General features: G+C 72.9%; 13 protein-coding genes and 1 pseudogene. 7 read left to right on the top strand and 7 right to left on the bottom strand.

Translation table 11 applies throughout. The features are described from left to right. The first annotated feature begins 48 nt into the window (after positions 1–48). Positions 49–279: a hypothetical protein gene (locus QF034_RS11285; protein WP_086560640.1), complete on the top strand. Its 231-nt coding sequence runs from the start codon at positions 49–51 to the stop codon at positions 277–279. Between the two features lie 78 nt (positions 280–357). Here QF034_RS11285 and QF034_RS11280 read toward each other — a convergent pair whose 3' ends face one another. Continuing rightward, a complete protein-coding gene (locus QF034_RS11280; RefSeq protein WP_307174810.1) occupies positions 358–960 on the bottom strand; it encodes a hypothetical protein in 603 nt (200 codons plus the stop codon). A gap of 109 nt (positions 961–1,069) precedes the next feature. On the opposite strand from QF034_RS11280, the pseudogene QF034_RS11275 reads away from it, so the two are divergent. The 3 genes and pseudogenes from QF034_RS11275 to QF034_RS11265 form a co-directional block, all read left to right on the top strand. Further along, positions 1,070–1,758 (top strand): annotated as a pseudogene (locus QF034_RS11275) (exo-alpha-sialidase); the annotation flags it as partial. 33 nt (positions 1,759–1,791) lie between these two features. Next, positions 1,792–2,511, top strand: coding sequence for an NADPH-dependent F420 reductase (gene npdG, locus QF034_RS11270; RefSeq protein ID WP_307174809.1), 720 nt, complete (start codon positions 1,792–1,794; stop codon positions 2,509–2,511). Between the two features lie 73 nt (positions 2,512–2,584). Next, positions 2,585–2,764 carry a hypothetical protein gene (locus QF034_RS11265; protein WP_086560643.1) on the top strand — a complete coding sequence of 60 codons (180 nt, stop codon included), beginning with the start codon at positions 2,585–2,587 and terminating at the stop codon, positions 2,762–2,764. Positions 2,765–2,768: 4 nt separating this feature from the next. Here the strand turns inward: QF034_RS11265 and QF034_RS11260 are convergent, their stop codons facing one another. Beyond that, a complete protein-coding gene (locus QF034_RS11260; RefSeq protein WP_086560644.1) occupies positions 2,769–3,569 on the bottom strand; it encodes a site-2 protease family protein in 801 nt (266 codons plus the stop codon). A gap of 103 nt (positions 3,570–3,672) precedes the next feature. On the opposite strand from QF034_RS11260, the gene QF034_RS11255 reads away from it, so the two are divergent. Together QF034_RS11255 and QF034_RS11250 are read left to right on the top strand one after the other, a co-directional pair. After that, the gene (locus QF034_RS11255) at positions 3,673–4,410 is read left to right on the top strand and encodes a DUF6578 domain-containing protein (RefSeq protein ID WP_307174808.1); all 738 of its coding nucleotides are present in this window, start codon (positions 3,673–3,675) and stop codon (positions 4,408–4,410) included. Positions 4,411–5,083: 673 nt separating this feature from the next. Next, positions 5,084–8,368: an AfsR/SARP family transcriptional regulator gene (locus QF034_RS11250; protein ID WP_307174807.1), complete on the top strand. Its 3,285-nt coding sequence runs from the start codon at positions 5,084–5,086 to the stop codon at positions 8,366–8,368. A gap of 21 nt (positions 8,369–8,389) precedes the next feature. Here the strand turns inward: QF034_RS11250 and QF034_RS11245 are convergent, their stop codons facing one another. The 5 genes from QF034_RS11245 to panB form a co-directional block, all read right to left on the bottom strand. Beyond that, complete coding sequence (locus QF034_RS11245) at positions 8,390–9,205, bottom strand: ABC transporter permease (protein ID WP_307174806.1); 816 nt, start codon at positions 9,203–9,205, stop codon at positions 8,390–8,392. Next, positions 9,202–10,221 (bottom strand): ATP-binding cassette domain-containing protein, encoded by a 1,020-nt coding sequence (locus QF034_RS11240; RefSeq protein WP_307174805.1) that lies wholly within the window; start codon positions 10,219–10,221, stop codon positions 9,202–9,204. The genes QF034_RS11245 and QF034_RS11240 overlap by 4 nt, the downstream gene beginning before the upstream one ends. A gap of 84 nt (positions 10,222–10,305) precedes the next feature. Beyond that, complete coding sequence (locus QF034_RS11235; RefSeq protein ID WP_307174804.1) at positions 10,306–14,049, bottom strand: AAA family ATPase; 3,744 nt, start codon at positions 14,047–14,049, stop codon at positions 10,306–10,308. 16 nt (positions 14,050–14,065) lie between these two features. After that, on the bottom strand, positions 14,066–14,434 hold the full coding sequence (locus tag QF034_RS11230) for a hypothetical protein (RefSeq protein WP_307174803.1): 369 nt from the start codon (positions 14,432–14,434) through the stop codon (positions 14,066–14,068). 231 nt (positions 14,435–14,665) lie between these two features. Further along, a complete protein-coding gene (panB, locus tag QF034_RS11225; protein ID WP_307174802.1) occupies positions 14,666–15,541 on the bottom strand; it encodes a 3-methyl-2-oxobutanoate hydroxymethyltransferase in 876 nt (291 codons plus the stop codon). A gap of 202 nt (positions 15,542–15,743) precedes the next feature. On the opposite strand from panB, the gene QF034_RS11220 reads away from it, so the two are divergent. Next, entirely contained in the window at positions 15,744–17,345 is a 1,602-nt protein-coding gene (locus tag QF034_RS11220; RefSeq protein WP_307174801.1) for an MFS transporter, read from the top strand. The last annotated feature ends 9 nt before the right edge of the window (positions 17,346–17,354 follow it).

Genomic DNA, 17,354 nt, shown 5'->3' with positions numbered 1-17,354 from the left:
CTAACCAGCGGCCATGGGGGAACATGACGGTGGCGAGAGGAGCTGGTCATGGCCCTGTTCAAGAAGCGGACGGTCGGCAAACCGGGTGAGTGGTACTACTGCCTGGAACACAAAAAGGTCGAGGAGGGGCCGGAATGCCCCAACAAGGACCGGTTCGGGCCGTACGCCTCCCGCACGGAAGCCGAACACGCGATGGAGACCGCCCGCGCACGCAACCTGCAGTGGGAGAACGACCCCAAGTGGCACGACGCCCCGGCGGGCGGCCGTAACGAGGAGTAGGCGCGTCCCGGCGGCTGCGCGCGCCTCGCGCAGCCGCACCACCGGCGGAAGTGCCGTCCTGGGACGGCCCCACCGCGCCTACCAGCGCGCCGGCGGTGGAGCCGTCAGGTGCTCCGCCAGGCGCGACACCCTGTCCCGGAAGCGGCGTCGGCCGCGCGGCGTCGGCAGGGCGTTCTCCCCGGCCGCCGCGCTGACCAGGTGCTGCACCGTATCCAGGTCCAGCTCCGAGCCGTCGGGCACGGCCAGGGACTCGTGGGCCATCGCCGGCAGCTCGCCCTCACCGGGGCCGAGGGACAGCACCGTCGCCCCGGCGCGCCGGGCGTCGGACACCCGTTCGAGGAGGGGTGAGGCCGGGCCCTCGGGGGACACCACCAGCAGCGTCTCGCCCCGCCGGGCCGCCTCCAGCCGCCCGAGGCCGACCGCCAGGTGCGCCGGATCCGAGGGGCGCGCGTCATGCCGTACCAGCGTCGGGGCCAGCTCCGGGGTGCCCGACCACGCCGCCTCGTCCACCAGGTGCGCCGCCAGGTGCCACGGCTCGAACTCCGGCGTGCCGACGAGCAGCAGCCCGCCGCCGTGCGACACCACCGACCCCCGCAGCGTGCCGGCGAACCGCCGCGTGGCGCCCAGCCACTCCGTCCCGGCGAGCACTTCCCGCAACAGCGCGACCCGTACGGCATCCATACGACCGCATCCTGCCCCAACCGGTCACTCGTGACGCGGAATTCACCACGAATTCGCCCGGCTTGGGCAGAGGGACCGGTCATCCGTACCGTCGTCGAACACCCAGAGGAACCCGCGCCCCGTCGTCCTCGACACCGGCCGCGTCCTCCTCGTGCACATACGCAACGCCGCGCTCGCCACCGAGGACGCCATCCGGCGCGGCAAGGTGAGCGCGGCCGACGGACCCCGTGTCTGGGTGCAGCACAGCGACGACGACGGACTCACCTGGTCCGCGCCGCTCAGCGACGACCGGGGCGCGACCTGGCGGATCGGCTACGTCGACGACAACACCGACGGTTGCATCAACGCCAACGAGACCACCGCCGCCGAACTCCCTGACGGCCGCGTGTACTTCAACACCCGCAATGACACGGGAAGTTCCCGCCCGCCCTGTCACCCGGCACCCGCGCCGACGCCCACTCCGCCGACGGCGGCCGGACCCTGGTGAAACCCTTCCGACCGCAGGCCGGCCTGTCCGCTCCCGTGTGCCAGGCGAGCGTCCTCCAGCTCCGCGACCCCGACGTGCTGCTCTGCTCCGGCCCCGCCGACCCCGGCTTCCGCGCTCTCATGACGATCCGCGCCTCCGCCGACGGCGGTACCACCTGGCGCCCGGCCCACACCGTGGACGGCCTGCCCGCCGCCTACTCCGACCTCGTGCGCGTCGACGCGGACACCGTGGGCCTGCTGTACGAGACCGGCGACTTCGGGCCCTACGAGACCATCACCTTCCGGCGGGTGTGCGTGACGGAGCTGACCTGAGGCGATGGCGGCGGCGGACGTAGAGTCGGGGCCATGACCTCTACCGACAGTGCTGCCACCGACAACGCCCAGAAGGCCCCCGCCAAGGACCCCTGGGATCTGCCCGACGTCTCCGGACTCGTCGTCGGGGTGCTCGGCGGGACCGGGCCGCAGGGCAAGGGCCTCGCCTACCGGCTCGCCCGGGCCGGACAGAAGGTGATCATCGGCTCCCGGGCGGCCGAGCGCGCACAGGCCGCCGCGGAGGAACTCGGACACGGCGTCGAGGGCGCCGACAACGCCGAGACCGCGCGCCGCAGCGACATCGTGATCGTCGCCGTGCCGTGGGACGGCCACGGCAAGACGCTGGAGTCCCTGCGCGAGGAACTGGCCGGCAAGCTCATCGTCGACTGCGTCAACCCGCTCGGCTTCGACAAGAAGGGCGCCTACGCGCTCAAGCCCGAGGAGGGCAGCGCCGCCGAGCAGGCCGCCGCCCTGCTGCCGGACTCCCGGGTCACGGCCGCCTTCCACCACCTGTCGGCCGTGCTGCTCCAGGACCCGGAGATCGACGAGATCGACACCGACGTGATGGTGCTCGGCGAGGTCCGCGCCGACGTCGAGATCGTGCAGGCCCTCGCCGGGCGCATCCCCGGCATGCGCGGCATCTTCGCCGGGCGGCTGCGCAACGCCCACCAGGTGGAGTCGCTGGTGGCGAACCTGATCTCCGTGAACCGCCGGTACAAGGCGCACGCGGGGCTCCGCGTCACCGACGTGTGAGCCGGTGAGCCCATGGGGGACACTGGACGGCACCAGCAGTGCCCGCAGTGTCCCCCGACAGGAGCCGACCGACATGCCCCGCCTCGCCCTCTATGCCCTGATCGTCTGCGTCCTCGCCGTGGCCGCGGCCGTCGTCTCCTTCACGCGGGGCAGCTGGCTGGGGATCGTCTGGGTGCTGCTGGCCGGCCTGTCGTCCAACATGTGCTGGTACTACGTGAAGCGCGGCAAGCAGGAGAAGTCCGTCACGGGCTGACGCCTCAGGGAGCGGCCGAGCAGAACTCGTTCGAGCCCTGCCAGAAGCGGTACAGCTCCTGACCGCAGTACGTCTCGAAGTCGCTGATCCCGAGCGACTTCAGGAGCGAGTCGACCACGTCGAAGAACACGCCGTTCACCGCCGGCAGCCACAGCAGCGCGAACACGAACAGCAGACCGAACGGCGCGAACGGCTCCACCTGCCGCCGGATGTTGTACGACAGCCACGGCTCGATGACGCCGTAGCCGTCCAGGCCCGGCACCGGCAGGAAGTTCAGCAGCGCGGCCGTCACCTGGAGCAGCGCGAGGAAGGCCAGGGCGAACCGGAAGTCGGCCGGCACGCCGTCCAGCGCGTCCAGCCAGAACGGGGCCGTGCACACGACCGCGAACAGCACGTTCGTCAGCGGACCGGCGGCCGAGATCAGGCTGTGCTTCCAGCGGCCCTGGATCCGCCCCCGTTCGATGAACACGGCCCCGCCGGGCAGCCCGATCCCGCCCATGATCACGAAGATCACCGGGAGGACGATGCTGAGCAGCGCGTGCGTGTACTTCAGCGGGTTCAGCGTGAGGTAGCCCTTCGCGCCGACCGAGATGTCGCCGCTGTGCAGGGCGGTGCGCGCGTGCGCGTACTCGTGCAGACAGAGGGAGACGATCCAGGCCGCCGTCACGAAGAGGAACACGGCGACCCCGGGCTGCTCCGCGAAACCGGTCCAGGTCGCCCACCCCGTGACCGCCGTCACGGCCAGAATCCCGACGAAGACGGGACTGATCCGCCGCTCACTGTGGCGGCTGGTGGCGGTGGTCATGGGACTCCCTGCACTCTCGGACACGCGATGGGACGCCCGACGGTACCGGGCGCACGGGGAAAACGTCTCGCGCGGGGCGGTCGGTTCCGGAGAGGGTGGGCGCATGGGGCTGTGGCACGTGTTCTACGCGGACTGGCAGATGGAGTGCTGCGGCACGCCGTTCTCCGTGGGGGAGGACGTGAGCTGGCCGCTGATGCTCGTGGACTCCGGCAGCGTGCTGGGCGGCGGCTGGCACGACCAGCTCACCGAGGTCGCCGGGCCGGTGGAGGACGTGGGCGGTGTCCGGGTCGTGCGGGAGGAGACGGGCCTCACGGCGGCCCTGGCCGCGGACCCCGACTCCGAGGAGGACCTGCGGCCGAAGCCGGGGGACTGGATCCGGTCGGTGGGGATGCTGTCCGTCGAGCGGCACGGGGCGGTGTGGCCGCGGGCCGAGGGGCGGGTGCGGGCGGTGCAGGTGCTGACCCAGGTCTACGCCGAGAGCGCGCCGGGATCGCGCTCTTGGGAGCCGGTGCACGGGGAGCGCGGGCTGCGGGCGGTGGACCGGTGCCCGAAGTGGTTCACCGAGACCGAGGGGGAGCGGGGTGCCGACGGACGGGGACGGCGGTCGCGTGAACCGGGAGTGGTGGTGACCCTGGACGTGCCGGGCACGGACTCCTGGCTCTCCCACGCGGTCCGCGAGGCCCGGGGCATCCCGCACCAGGGCGCGGAGCCCGGCGCGGAGACGGCGGGGCTTGCGGCGGCGGACCTGGCGGATCTGCTCCGGACACTGAGCACGGTGGCCGGCCCACGGGGGCGCCGGGGGCGGTCGCGGTCCGGTGGACGGCGCGGCCGACATGCCTGACCGCTGCCGCTCCCGCTGCGGCGGCGGTCGGGCACGGGCGGGGCTCGTGACGGGCCGGTGCCCGGTACCCGGTGCCGGGGTGTCGGCGGTTCGGGGGTTTTCTGTCTTGGCCGGGGTGGTTGGGCCGGTGGGTGTCGGGGGCTGTGGCCGGCCGACACGGCTCGCTCGTCGGGGGGTTGCCGTGGCGGTCGGGTATGGGCGGGGCTCGTGACGGGCCGGTGCCGGGCACCCGGCGCCCGGGCACCGACGGCGGCTGGGGCGCGGCCGGCACGGGCCGGTCCGGCCCGCCGTGGGCCTTGCGGGCTCGGGTTCGTTGGCAGGCTGGGGTTCTCTGTTCGTCGTCCCTGGGCCGTCGTTCGCCGGGTCCTGGGCTCCGGCGGGCGGTCAGCTTCGGGGGTGCGGGCCGACGCGCAGCCTCAGTTCGTGCCTTGTCCGGTCGGTGTCCGTGCCGTTCGGTCGTCGTTGTGGGCCCGGCGGGCCCGGGAACATGGCAGGCTGTGGCCCTCTGCCTGTCGCCCTCGGTCCGTCGTTCGCTGGGCCTTGGCCCTGGCCGGGGCCCGTTCTGGCCGTCGCCCCCGCACTGCCCGCGGCCGGGGTGCAGGCCGGCCTGCCGGTCCGTGCCCGCCGCGCCGTGGAACAACCGTCGTGACCCGCCCTCGGACCACCGGAGACAATGGACCCCGTGCGCTATCGCATCCTCGGCACCACGCAGGCGCTCCGCACCGACGGCACGGTCGTCCCGGTCGGCGGGGCGCGGTTGCGTGCGCTGCTGACCGTGCTGGCCCTGCGGGCCGGCCGTACCGTGCCCGTGGGGCTGCTGGTCGACGAGGTGTGGGGCGGGGATCCGCCCGCCGACGCCCCGGGGGCGCTCCAGGCGCTGGTCGGGCGGCTGCGGCGGGCGCTCGGGGCGGAGGCGGTCGCCTCCGACGAGGGCGGGTACCGGCTCACGGCCGCGCCCGACGACATCGACCTGCACCGGTTCGAGCGGCTGGCCGGTGAGGGGCTGCGGGCCCTGGCCGACGGCGATCCCGCCAAGGCGGTCATGCTCCTGGACGACGCCCTCGCCCTGTGGCGCGGCCCGGCACTGGCCGACCTCCCCGACCGCGCCGCCGAGGCGGCCCGCCGGGACACCCGCCGCCTGGACGTGCTGCGCGCCCGCCACAGCGCCGCCCTCGCCCTGGGCCAGGCCGAGCAGTCGCTGCCCGAACTGACGGCCCTGTGCGACAGCCACCCCCTGGACGAACCCCTCCAGACCCTGCGCCTGCGCGCCCTGCGCGACACCGGCCGCACGGCGGAGGCGCTGGACGCGTACGAGGAGGTGCGGCGGCTGCTCGCCGACCGGCTCGGGACCGACCCGGGCCCGGAACTGCGCTCCCTGCACGCGCAGTTGCTGACGCCGGGAGACGAAAGCCCCGGGCCCGCGCCCGCCGCGGACACCCCGGCCGTCGGCAACCTGCGCGCCCGCCTGACCTCCTTCATCGGCCGCGAGACCGACATCGAGACCATCCGGGACGATCTCGCCGCCGCCCGCCTGGTCACGCTGCTCGGACCGGGCGGGGCAGGCAAGACCCGGCTGTCGCAGGAGGCCGCCGAGGCCGTACGGCACGCCATGCCGGGCGGCGTCTGGCTGGCCGAACTCGCCCCGGTCGACGACCCCGCCGCGGTACCGGAGGCCGTGCTCACAGCCGTCGGCGCCCGCGAGACCGTGCTGTACGGCGCCGGCGCCGAGGGCATCCGGGCCGCCGTGACCGACCGGCTCGACGACCCCGTCGCGCGGCTCGCCGAGCACTGCTCCCGACCCCGCATGCTGCTGATCCTCGACAACTGCGAGCACGTCGCCGACGCCGCCGCCCGGCTCACCGAGGAACTCCTGGAGCGCTGCCCCGGCCTGACCGTCCTCGCCACCAGCCGCGAACCGCTCGGCGTGCCGGGGGAGTTGCTGCGGCCCGTGGAGCCGCTGCCCGAGCCGGTCGCGCTGCGGCTGCTCGCCGACCGGGGCGCGGCGGCCCGGCCCGGCTTCCGGATCGAGGACGACCCCGAGGCGTGCGCGGAGATCTGCCGGCGCCTCGACGGGCTGCCGCTGGCCATCGAACTGGCCGCCGCCCGGCTGCGGATGCTGACACCGCGCCAGATCGCCGACCGGCTCGACGACCGCTTCCGTCTCCTCACCTCCGGCAGCCGCACCGTGCTGCCCCGGCAGCAGACCCTCAGAGCCGTCGTCGACTGGTCCTGGGAGCTGCTCGACGAGGACGAACGGGACGTCCTGCGACGGCTGTCGGTGTTCGCGGGCGGCTGCGACCTGCCCGCCGCCGAGGCCGTGTGCGGCCCGGTCGCCCTGGAGGCGCTCGGCTCCCTCGTCGACCGCTCCCTGGTCGTCGCCACACCGCCCGGCGACCCGGCCGACGGCGAGATGCGCTACCGGCTGCTGGAGACGGTCGCCGAGTACGCCGCCGAGCGGCTGGACGAGTCCGGACAGCGCGCCGACGCCGAGCGCGCCCACCTGACGTACTTCCGTGAACTCGCCCGCACCACCGACCCGTTGCTGCGCGGCCCGGGCCAGCTCGCCGCGATCCGCCGGCTGGAGCGGGAGTACGAGAACCTGCGCACCGCCCTGCGGCACGCCGTCGCCCTGCACGACGAGCAGGAGGCGTTGTGCCTGACGCTGTCCCTCGTCTGGTACTGGCAGATGCGCGACCTGCGCATCGAGGCCCGCAACTGGTGCCGCGAGGTCATGGCCCTCGGCCCCGACCCCTTCGCCGAGCCCGTCCGCCGCGCGGCCCCGGTGTGGCAGCGCTGCACCGACGCCCCGCCCCCGATGACCGGCGAGGCGCTGTGGGAGGCCCGGCGCGGTGTCCATCTGGCCCATCTCGCCTGTATGGACACCGAACTGGACGCCTGGCAGAACCCGCGCTCCCAGCAGAAGCTGCGGACCATCGCCCTGACCTACGAGCCCGGTCTGCCGCAGAACTGCCGGTTGCCCGGCCTGCTCTGGTTCTTCGCCGTGATGCTGACCGGCGACATGGACCGGCTGCGCGTCATCATCGACGCCGCCATCCGCACCTGCCGGGAGACCCCCGGGTTCGACTGGGAGCTGGCCTCCGCCCTCCAGATGCGGGCCAACTTCCTCGCCAACCGCACCGACTGGGCGGGTGACGCCGCGCGCGACGCCGACGAGTCACTGGAGATCTACCAGCGCCTCGGTGACGACTGGGGCACCGCCGAGGCCCTCTCGGCGCGCGCCGAGGCCCATGAACGCAAGGGCCACTTCTCCCTGGCCGCCGCCGACTACGAGGCGGCCATCGGGCACGCCGAACGCATCGGCGCCCGCGCCCAGGCGGCCGTCCTCGCCGCCCGGCTGGGCAGCGCGCTGCTGGAGGCGGGCGAGGGCGAGCGCGGCGAGCGCCTGCTGCGCGAGGTGATCGCGGCGCGCGAGGACGCGCACAGCGAGGCCATGCCCGCCGCCCGCCTCTTCCTGGCCGGCCGGCTCGGCATGACGGGCCGTGTCCCCGAGGCGCGCGAGCAACTGCGGCGGCTGCGCCAGGACTTCCGTATCGCCCACTTCATCATCTTCGACGCGTACATCCTCGGCACGGAGGCGTGGCTGGACGCCACGGAGGGACGGTACGAGGAGTGCCTGGACCGGATCCGCAAGGCGCTGGAGCGGGCCGCCGACCCGCTGTCCGAGGCCATCGCACCCCATATGCGCTCGGGCTACCTGATCATCGGCGCCTCGGCCCTGGCAGCCCTCGACGGCGGGCGGCGCGCCGTGGACGCGGCCCGCTGCCTGGGCGCCTTCGACGCCCTGCTGCCGTCCGGCCACGTCGCCCAGCGGCAGGAGCGCGAGACCCGCGAGCGCACGGAGCGGCAGGTCCGTGCGCTGCTCGGCGACCAGGCGTACGAGACCGCGTACGCGCAGGGCGGCGGCCTCTCCCTGGAGGAGGCCATCGCCCTGCTCTGACGCGGATCGGGCTCCTTCCGGTCAGTTCTTCGTGCGGAACTTGTGGATGGCGACCGGCGCCATCACCGCGGTGATCGCCACCGACCAGCCGAGCGTCACCCCCAGATCGTGCGCGACGGGCCCGCCCACCATCAGACCGCGCGCGGCGTCCGCCAGCGTCGACAGCGGGTTGTAGTCGGTGAACGCCTGCAGCCAGCCCGGCATGGACGTCGTCGGCGCGAAGATCGACGAGCCGAACTGGAGCGGGAACAGCACCAGGAAGCCCATCGCCTGCACGGACTGCGCGTTCTTCAGGATCACGCCCAGGGTGAGGAACACCCACATGATCGACGAGGCGAACGCCGTGGACAGCGCCACGGTCGCGAGCAGCCCCGGCCAGCTCGTGATCTCGAACCCGACCGCGACGGCGACGATCATCAGCACGGCGGTCGCGAACAGCATCCGCAGCAGTTCCACGGAGATCTTCGCGAACAGTACCGAACCGCGCCCGATCGGCAGGGACCGGAAGCGGTCCATGACACCGGAGTTGAAGTCCTGGCTGAAGCCGGTGCCGACGCCCTGGGACAGCGTCATGCTCATCATCGCGATCATGCCGGGGATCACGTACTGCACATAGCGGTCCTGCCCGCCGCCCAGGGCCTGCCCGATCGAGCCGCCGAAGACGAACACGAACAGCAGGGTGAAGATGACCGGCATCAGCAGGGCGTCGGCCATCGACTCCGGGTCCTTGCGGATCCACAGCAGGTTGCGGCGGATCAGGGCCCCGGTGTGACGCAGATGGCCGCGCAGCGAGATACGGGCGTCGGCCTCGGCGTCGTGGACGGTGACGGCGCTCATACGGCGGCCTCCTGAAGGTCTTCGGCGGGCATGGCGTCCTGCGGGGCACTGGCGCGGTGGCCGGTGAGGGACAGGAACACCTCGTCCAGGCTGGGCAGTTCGGTGGTGAGGGAGGAGAGCGTGATGCCGCGCGCGGAGACCGCGCCGACCACGGCGGTCAGCTGCTCGTCGCTGAGGATCGGCACGAGGACGTCACCCCGTTCGGTGTCCACGGTCGTGGTGGCGAGCCCGGTGATCCCCAGCTCGTCCAGCGCGCCGGCGAGGGGCCGCAGCTGCGCCGGATCGGCCGGGCGGATCCGCAGCGCCCGGCCGCCGACCTTCGCCTTCAGCTCCTCGATGGCGCCGCCGGCGATGACCTGGCCCCGGTCGACGACCGTCAGCTCGGAGGCGAGCTGCTCCGCCTCCTCCATGTACTGGGTGGTGAGCAGCACGGTGACCCCGTCGCCGACCATGCGCTTCACCTCGTCCCACACCTCGTTGCGGGTGCGGGGGTCGAGCCCGGTGGTCGGCTCGTCCAGGAAGAGCACGGCCGGTTGTCCGATCATGGACGCGGCCAGGTCCAGCCGCCGCCGCATGCCCCCGGAGTACGTCGCCGCCGCCCGCTTGGCCGCCTCGGTCAGCGAGAAGCGCTCCAGCAACTCGTCGGCCCGGCCGCGGGCGTCCTTGCGGGGCAGGTCGAGCAGCCGCCCGATCATGTACAGGTTCTCCCAGCCGGAGAGCTTCTCGTCCACGGAGGCGTACTGCCCCGTGAGCCCGATCACCCGCCGCAGCTGCCGGGGCTGCCGTACGACGTCGTAGCCGGCCACGGTGGCCCGGCCCCTGTCGGGGGCGAGCAGGGTGGACAGGATCCGTACCAGGGTCGTCTTCCCGGCCCCGTTCGGCCCGAGGACCCCCATGACGGTGCCCTCCCGCACATCCAGGTCGACCCCGTCCAGTGCCTTGGTCTCGCCGTAGTGCTTCACCAGCCCCCGCACGGTCACAGCGGCGCCGCCGGTGTTCTTGTCGATTCGCGTCATGGCACAGACGGTGTCAGCCTCCACCGACAAACGACCGACAGATCACCGACAGCCGCCTGCGGGCCGCCGATACCTTTCCACGAGCTACGTCACGTCCAGCGGCTCCCACAGGAGTACGGTGCGGTCGTGTCCGCCGGTGGCGATCAGTGTGCGTCCGTCGACGTCCGGGACCGTGCACACCGCGCCGACCAAGGTGTCGTCGTCGTGGCCGCTCAGCGGTTCACCGAGTAGTTCGCGGGTGACCGGGTCCCAGAGCCGGAGCAGCCCGTCCCGGCCGACGGTGACGAGCCGCACGCCGTCGGGGCCCGGCAGGGCGCACATGCCGGTCACCCAGCCCCTGTGGGCGCGCAGCGGGTCGCCGACGGGTTCGCAGGTGACAGGGTCCCACAGCCACACGAGGCCGTCCTCGCATCCGGTCGCCAGCAGGGTGCGGCCCTCGACGCCGGGCAGGGCGCACAAGGCGTGGACCGGGCTGTAGCCGAGGTCGCTGCCGGGCCGCATGGCCTTGCCGACCTGGCAGCGCCTGTCCGGGTCGTACAGCCATACGGACGTCTCGCCGGTGATCGCGGCGACGAGGGTGCGGCCCTCGACACCGGGCACCGCGCATACCTCGTCGTAGCCCGTCCCGCCGTCACCGGCGAGCGGTTCACCCAGCGGCTCTCGCGTCTCCGGGTCCCACAGCTGTACCCACCTGCCGGACTCGGACATGGCGAGCAACGTGCGCCCGGCCACACCCGGCACGACACACATGGTGGACACGCTCCGCCAGCCGACCGCGACCGCGTTCCCGATCTGCTCGCCGGTCACCGGGTCCCAGCGCCGTATGTGATGGTCCTCGTGCGCGCTGACGACGACGGGGCGTCCGTCGGTCCCCGTGATCGCGCATACCGCCAGTGTCCAGTTGTGGCGCGGGAAATCCTCGTGGGGCACGTGGTAGGCACGCGGGATGTCGACCCAGGCCTGGACGAGGTCGCCGGTGGCCGGGTCCCACAGCCGGATCGACGCGTCATGGCCGGCGCTGGCGACCAGGGTCCTGCCCTCGACGTCCGGGACGGGACACAGTGCCCTGACCGGTGCGGTGTGACCTTCCGGTGCGGGGTCGGTCAGATCGTCGTGCGGCAGGTCCCAAAGCCGTAGCGAAGAGTCATCGCCGCCTCGCGCGACGCTCGCCAGCTGAACGCCGCCATCGCCCGAGGGCACCGCGCACAGGGACGCCACCTCATGGGTGTGCCCGGTCAGCGCGGGGCCCCACGGCTCTCCCGTCGCGGTGTCCCACAGCCGGATGGTCCCGTCCCGGCTGCCTGCGGCGAGCAAGGAGCGGCCTGCGGGGCCGGGGACCGCGCACAGGGCCCTCACGGAGCCGGTCAGTCCCGTCAGCTCCGGACCGACCCGCTCACCGGTGGCCGGATCCCACAGGGTGATCGGCCCGTCGTAGCCACCGGCCGCGAGCAGCGTGCGGCCGTGACCGTCGGGTACGGCACAAAGGACCGACCAGCCGTCGATCGCCATCTCGCCGACCGGCCGATCACGGCCTGGCTTCCAGAGTTGCAGGCGTGAGCCGTCGGCGGTCGCCAGTACCGGGCTGCCACCGGGGCCCGGGACCACATATATCTTGGCCCACATGCTGTGCAGGGCTACGGGCAGCGTGCCGACCTGCTGCCCGGTGTCCGGGTCCCACCACCGCACCGACCCGCTGTGGTTCACGGTCACCAACAGGTCCCGGCCGTCGGTGTCGGGCACGGCGCACACCTGTTCCACGGCATCGTCGCGGCCGTCCTGCGCGGCGTTGTCGTGGCCGGTCGACAGCGCACGGATCGGCTGTCCGGTCAACAGGTCCCAGATCACCACCGATCCGTCCTCACGCCCGGCTGCCAACAGCGTGCGGCCGTCCCCGGCGCGCACGGTGCACACGCTGTTGACCCACAGGAAAGGGAGCAACGACGGCACATCCTGATCGCCCTCAGGGCGGTCCTCCCGATCGTCCTGAGGGCCGGACAGGACGGCGAGCAGGTCACCGGAGACCGGGTCCCACAGCGTCACGGCCCCGTCGAAGCGGCCGACGGCGAGCAGGGGCGGCCCGCCGCCGACGCGCACGGTGCACACGCCCAGCGGAGTGGAGGTCGTGAGCACCCGGTGCGGGACCCCGGACCACCACGCGGCCCGCAGCCGCCACGGCCAGCTCTGTCCGTCCGCGCACGCCTCGGCCAGTTCGCCGCAGCGGTTCTTGCGCGCGTGTACGTGCAGCCACCACAGCCGGCGTTCGGTCGCGGGTTCCTCGCGCCAGTTGTGGAGGGCCAGTTGGTAGGCGCCGAGCGCGCGCCGCCCGGTGGTCGTGGCGAGGTCGGACCGGTGGCGCAGCAGCGACGGGGGATCGACGGCCAGCAGGAACCCGGGTGCGACCATCAGTTCGTCGAGCCGGTCGGCGGCGGCCGCGTGCCGCGGCAGCGAGAAACGCCCGTACTCGCCGAGGTGCGACCAGTCGCCGTCGTCCGGGACGAGCCAGTCGGCGAGGTGACGGTGTGCCGTCCGCAGCGCCGCACGCAGCGGGCGGCGTACGCCCGCGTCCAGTTCGTCGTCGGGCTCGACAGCGAAAAGGTCGCGCAGGCTCTGGTGGCGGATGGCGTACAGGCCGTCCTCGCGTCTGAGGAAGGGGCGCAGGACCGTCTCCAGCCACCGGCCCGTGGCCCGGGCGTCGGTGCCCGACAGTTCGGCCAGTACGTCCGGTGCGGCCGGGCCCTGCGCGGCGGCGAGCAGGGCGAGCAGCGGCTCTCCGACGCCGTCCCAGTCCGGACGGTCCTGCCAGCGGACGATCTGTTCCTCGTAGTAGCCGACGAGTCCGTCCGGCAGGCGGCCCACCTCGTGCGGCGAGCGGGTGCCCTGAGCGATCTCGTCGAGCACGTACTGCGCGTACATCCAGACCCCGGCGCAGCGTTCGGCCAGTTCGGCCGCGAACCGGGCCGGGGGAGTGCCGTGCGCGCGGACGGCCTGGTGCAAGGGGGTGCCGGCCTCGCCGGCCCGCAGGGTGAGGTAGGCGAGCAGGTCCCGGCGGTTCTCCGCGCCGTCCACCTGGATCTCCAGCACATCCGTCCGCCCCCTGAGGGCCGACAGGTTGGTGCCGAACCGGCTGGTCGTCAGGATGTGCACACCGCGCGGCAGGTGCTGGGGCCTCGGCAGGCCGAGCGGTACGCCGGTGTCGCTCGCGGACGCGGAGGGTTCCGCCTCGTCGAGTCCGTCCACGACCAGGACCAGCGGTGTCGACGGCGCCTCCCGGTCCCGCCGGGCGGCGGCCTCGTGCAGCACCGTCAGCAGCCAGTCGGGGCGGTCCGCGCTCTCGGGCAGCAGCCCGCCCGGGCACAACCGGTCCTCCAGGCGCCATCGCCGCACGAGTTGGGCGGCCAGGTTCTTGCGGGCGATCTCGGGGTTGCGGCCGCCGTAGAGCGCGGTGAAGTGCCGTGGCCAGTCCCGGGCCCGTGCCAGGTGCGCGGCCAGACTGGTCTTGCCGATCCCGGCCTCGGACAGGACGAGCACATAGCCCCTGTCCTGGCGCGCGAGCGCCCTGTCCACCCGCTCGACGAGCCACTCCCGTCCGGTGAAACGCTCCAGGCCGAGGGCGTCGACCAGCGGTGCCGGGTCGAGGAGCGCGTCCGTGAGCCGTTCGGACGACCCGTACTGGATCGACACCGTCACCGGGGCGTTGATGTCGCGCGCCGTCACCGAACCCGCGCCCGCAGCCGTCGCGTCCGCGGGCAGACCGCTGACGTGGGTCGACACCGCGGCCTTGATGTCGCGGCCGGCGTGGACCGAGCCGGGTCCGAGCTCGTAGTTCATCGCTCCGGGTCCGCGTTCATCGCTCCGGATCCGCGGGCGGCGAGGCGAAGTCCACGTGCGTGGAGACTTCGCCCGCGATGTCCCTGCCCGCCTGCACGGCACCCGCGCCTTCGGCAGCCTCGGGACTGTCCGGCAGTCCGGACACCCGGGCGGACACCGCGGCCGTGATGTCCCGCCCCGCGTGGACGCCACCGGGCCCGGGGCGTGACGGCTGCTGGCGAAGTGTCAGAAAGGCTGCCAGGCCGGCCGAGAGAGCGACGACGGCCGCGAGAGCGACCCACCAGCCCCAGCCCGCTCCCACCTCTTCGAGCACCACCGAGGTGACCACGCCCAGCACCACCGTCGCCGCGGCACCACCGGCGGCGATGATCCGCCCACTTGCCATCAGAACCCCCTCGGTCCGCCGGACGTGCCCCTGGGGAGGATAGCGATCCGCAGGCGCCGGGGCCTCGTCGACGGACGGCACGGACACGCCTCCACAACCACCGCAACCATCAATTGAGGAACCACGACGGCGAGCAACCACCTCCGCGAGAGCGGCGCCGGCTTAGGCGCAAAGAGCGGACAGCCCGTCGACGGGGGAAGATCGACGGGCTGCCCGTGGTGCCGCAGTGGCTCAGTGGACGCTGTGCTCCTCCAGCGGGAACGTTCCGCCCACCACGTCCTCCGCGAACGCCTTCGCCGCGTTCCCCATGACCTCACGCAGATTCGCGTACTGCTTCACGAACTTCGGCACGCGCCCGCCGGTCAGACCCAGCATGTCCGTCCACACCAGCACCTGCGCGTCCGTCTCGGCGCCCGCGCCGATCCCGACGGTCGGAATGTGCAGCACCCGCGTCACCTCGGCCGCCAGCTCCGCCGGAACGAGCTCCAGCACCACGGCGAACGCGCCCGCGTCCTGCACGGCCTTCGCGTCCCGCAGCAACTGCTGGGCCGCCTCCTCGCCCCGCCCCTGCACGCGGTAGCCCATCGCGTTGACGGACTGCGGGGTCAGGCCGATGTGCGCCATGACCGGGATGCCGGACTCGACGAGCAGCCGGATCTGCTCGTGCGACCGCTCGCCCCCCTCCAGCTTCACGGCCTGCACGCCCGCCTCCTTCACCAGCCGGGTCGCCGAGCGCAGCGCCTGCACCGGGCCCTCCTGGTAGGAGCCGAAGGGCAGGTCGCCGACGATCAGGGCGCGCGAGGTGCCCCGTACGACCGCCGCCGACAGCATGGTCATCTCGTCGAGGGTGACGGGCACGGTCGTCTCGTACCCGAGGTGGCAGTTGCCCGCCGAGTCGCCGACGAGCATGACCGGGATCCCGGCCTCGTCGAAGACGGACGCGGTCATGGCGTCGTAGGCGGTGAGCATGGGCCACTTCTCGCCGCGCTCCTTGGCGGCGGCGATGTCCCGCACGGTGATGCGGCGGGTGCCCTTGCCTCCGTACAGCGTCTTGCCGCCGTCGGAGGGCTTCTTCTGAGCGGACTGGGCAGCCGGAAGCTGCGTCATTGCACGGCTCCTCACACGTCATCTCGAGGCGCCCTGACGGCGTCCCCGGACCACGTCCATGGTGGCACCTCGTGCCGGCAAGGGCTAGGGGAGCCCCTGTGAGTTCCGCCCCGGCGGCCGGAAGCACAGCGTCCGTAAGGGCTCGGTAAAGGTATTCCAATACGAGACGGTCTCGTATCGAAATGGTCCTACGCTCGGCGGCATGACTACTCCTGCCGACCGCGCCGCCCCCACCGGCCCTCGCATACCGGAAGCGGTGCACCGGCGCCGCTGGGCGATACTCGGCGTGCTGATGCTCAGCCTGCTGATCGTCGTCCTCGACAACTCGATCCTGAACGTCGCCATCAAGACGATCTCCACACCCGCCCCGACCGGCCTGGGGGCCACGCAGAGCGAGCTGGAGTGGGCGATCAACGCCTACACCCTCGTCTTCGCGGGCCTGCTGTTCAGCGCCGGTCTGCTCGGCGACCGGCTGGGCCGCAAGAAGGTGCTGCTCGGCGGTCTGGTCGTGTTCGGGGCCGGCTCCGCGCTCGCCGCCTTCTCCGGTTCGCCGGGGGAGCTGATCGCCTTCCGCGCCGTGATGGGCCTCGGCGCCGCGTTCGTCATGCCGGCCACCCTCGCCGTCCTCATGAACGTCTTCGAGCGCGAGGAGCAGCCGAAGGCCATCGGCATCTGGGCGGGTGGCGTCGGCCTGGCCATCGCCATCGGCCCGATCACCGGCGGTGTGCTCCTCGACCACTTCTGGTGGGGCTCGGTCTTCCTCATCAACGTGCCGATCGTGCTGCTCGCGCTCGCGCTGATGCTGTGGCTGGTGCCCGACTCCCGGGATCCGAACCCCGGCCGCCTCGACCCCGTCGGCGTCGTCCTGTCCGTCGTCGGCCTGGTGCTGCTCGTCTACGGCATCATCAAGGGCGGCCAGCTCGCCGACTTCACCGACGCCACCGTGCTGTCGACGATCGGCGCGGGGCTCGCGGTCCTCGTCGCCTTCGTGGTGTTCGAGAAGCGCAGCGACCACCCGTCCATCGACGTCACGTACTTCAAGAACAAGGTCTTCTCGGCCGCCATCGCCGCCATCGCGCTGGTCTTCTTCGCGCTGATGGGCGTGACCTTCTTCTCGGTCTTCTACACGCAGAGCGTGCGCGGCTACTCGCCGCTGCAGACCGGTCTGCTGATGCTGCCGCTGGCCGCCGCCCAGATGATCTTCGCGCCGCGCGCCCGGCTGCTGGTCGACCGCTTCGGCAACAGGGCCACCACGACCGCCGGACTGCTGGTCATCGCCGCGATGCTGGCCGCCTTCGCCACGCTGGAGGCCGACACCCCCATCTGGATCCTGGAAGTGATCTTCTTCCTGATGGGCACCGGCATGGCGCACATCATGACGCCGGTCAGCGTCGTCATCATGCAGGCCCTGCCCCGCGAGAAGGCCGGCTCGGCCTCCGCCCTCAGCAACACCTTCCGGCAGGTCGGCGGCGCCCTCGGCATCGCCGTCCTCGGCTCGGTGCTGTCCACGGCGTACCGCACGGGCATCGAGGACGAGCTCGGCCAGCTGCCGCCGGCCGCCCGGCACACCGCGGGGGAGTCCATCGAGGCCACCCTCGGTGTCGCCGCGAAGCTCGGCCCGCAGGGCAAGGCCCTGGTCACCCCGGCCTACGACGCGTTCCTGCACGCGATGCACATCACCGCCCTGTGGGGAGCGGGCGTCGCACTGATCGGCGTGGTCATCGTGGCGCTGTTCCTGCCCGGCCGGCCGCCGGCGCCCCAGCAGGGGGAGGAGGAGAAGGAGCTGTCGGACGCGCGCTCGTAGAACCGCGCG

It is taken from the genome of Streptomyces africanus, from assembly GCF_030816955.1.
In the GTDB taxonomy this organism is placed as follows: domain Bacteria; phylum Actinomycetota; class Actinomycetes; order Streptomycetales; family Streptomycetaceae; genus Streptomyces; species Streptomyces africanus.
This window is presented reverse-complemented; position numbering and strand designations above follow the sequence as displayed.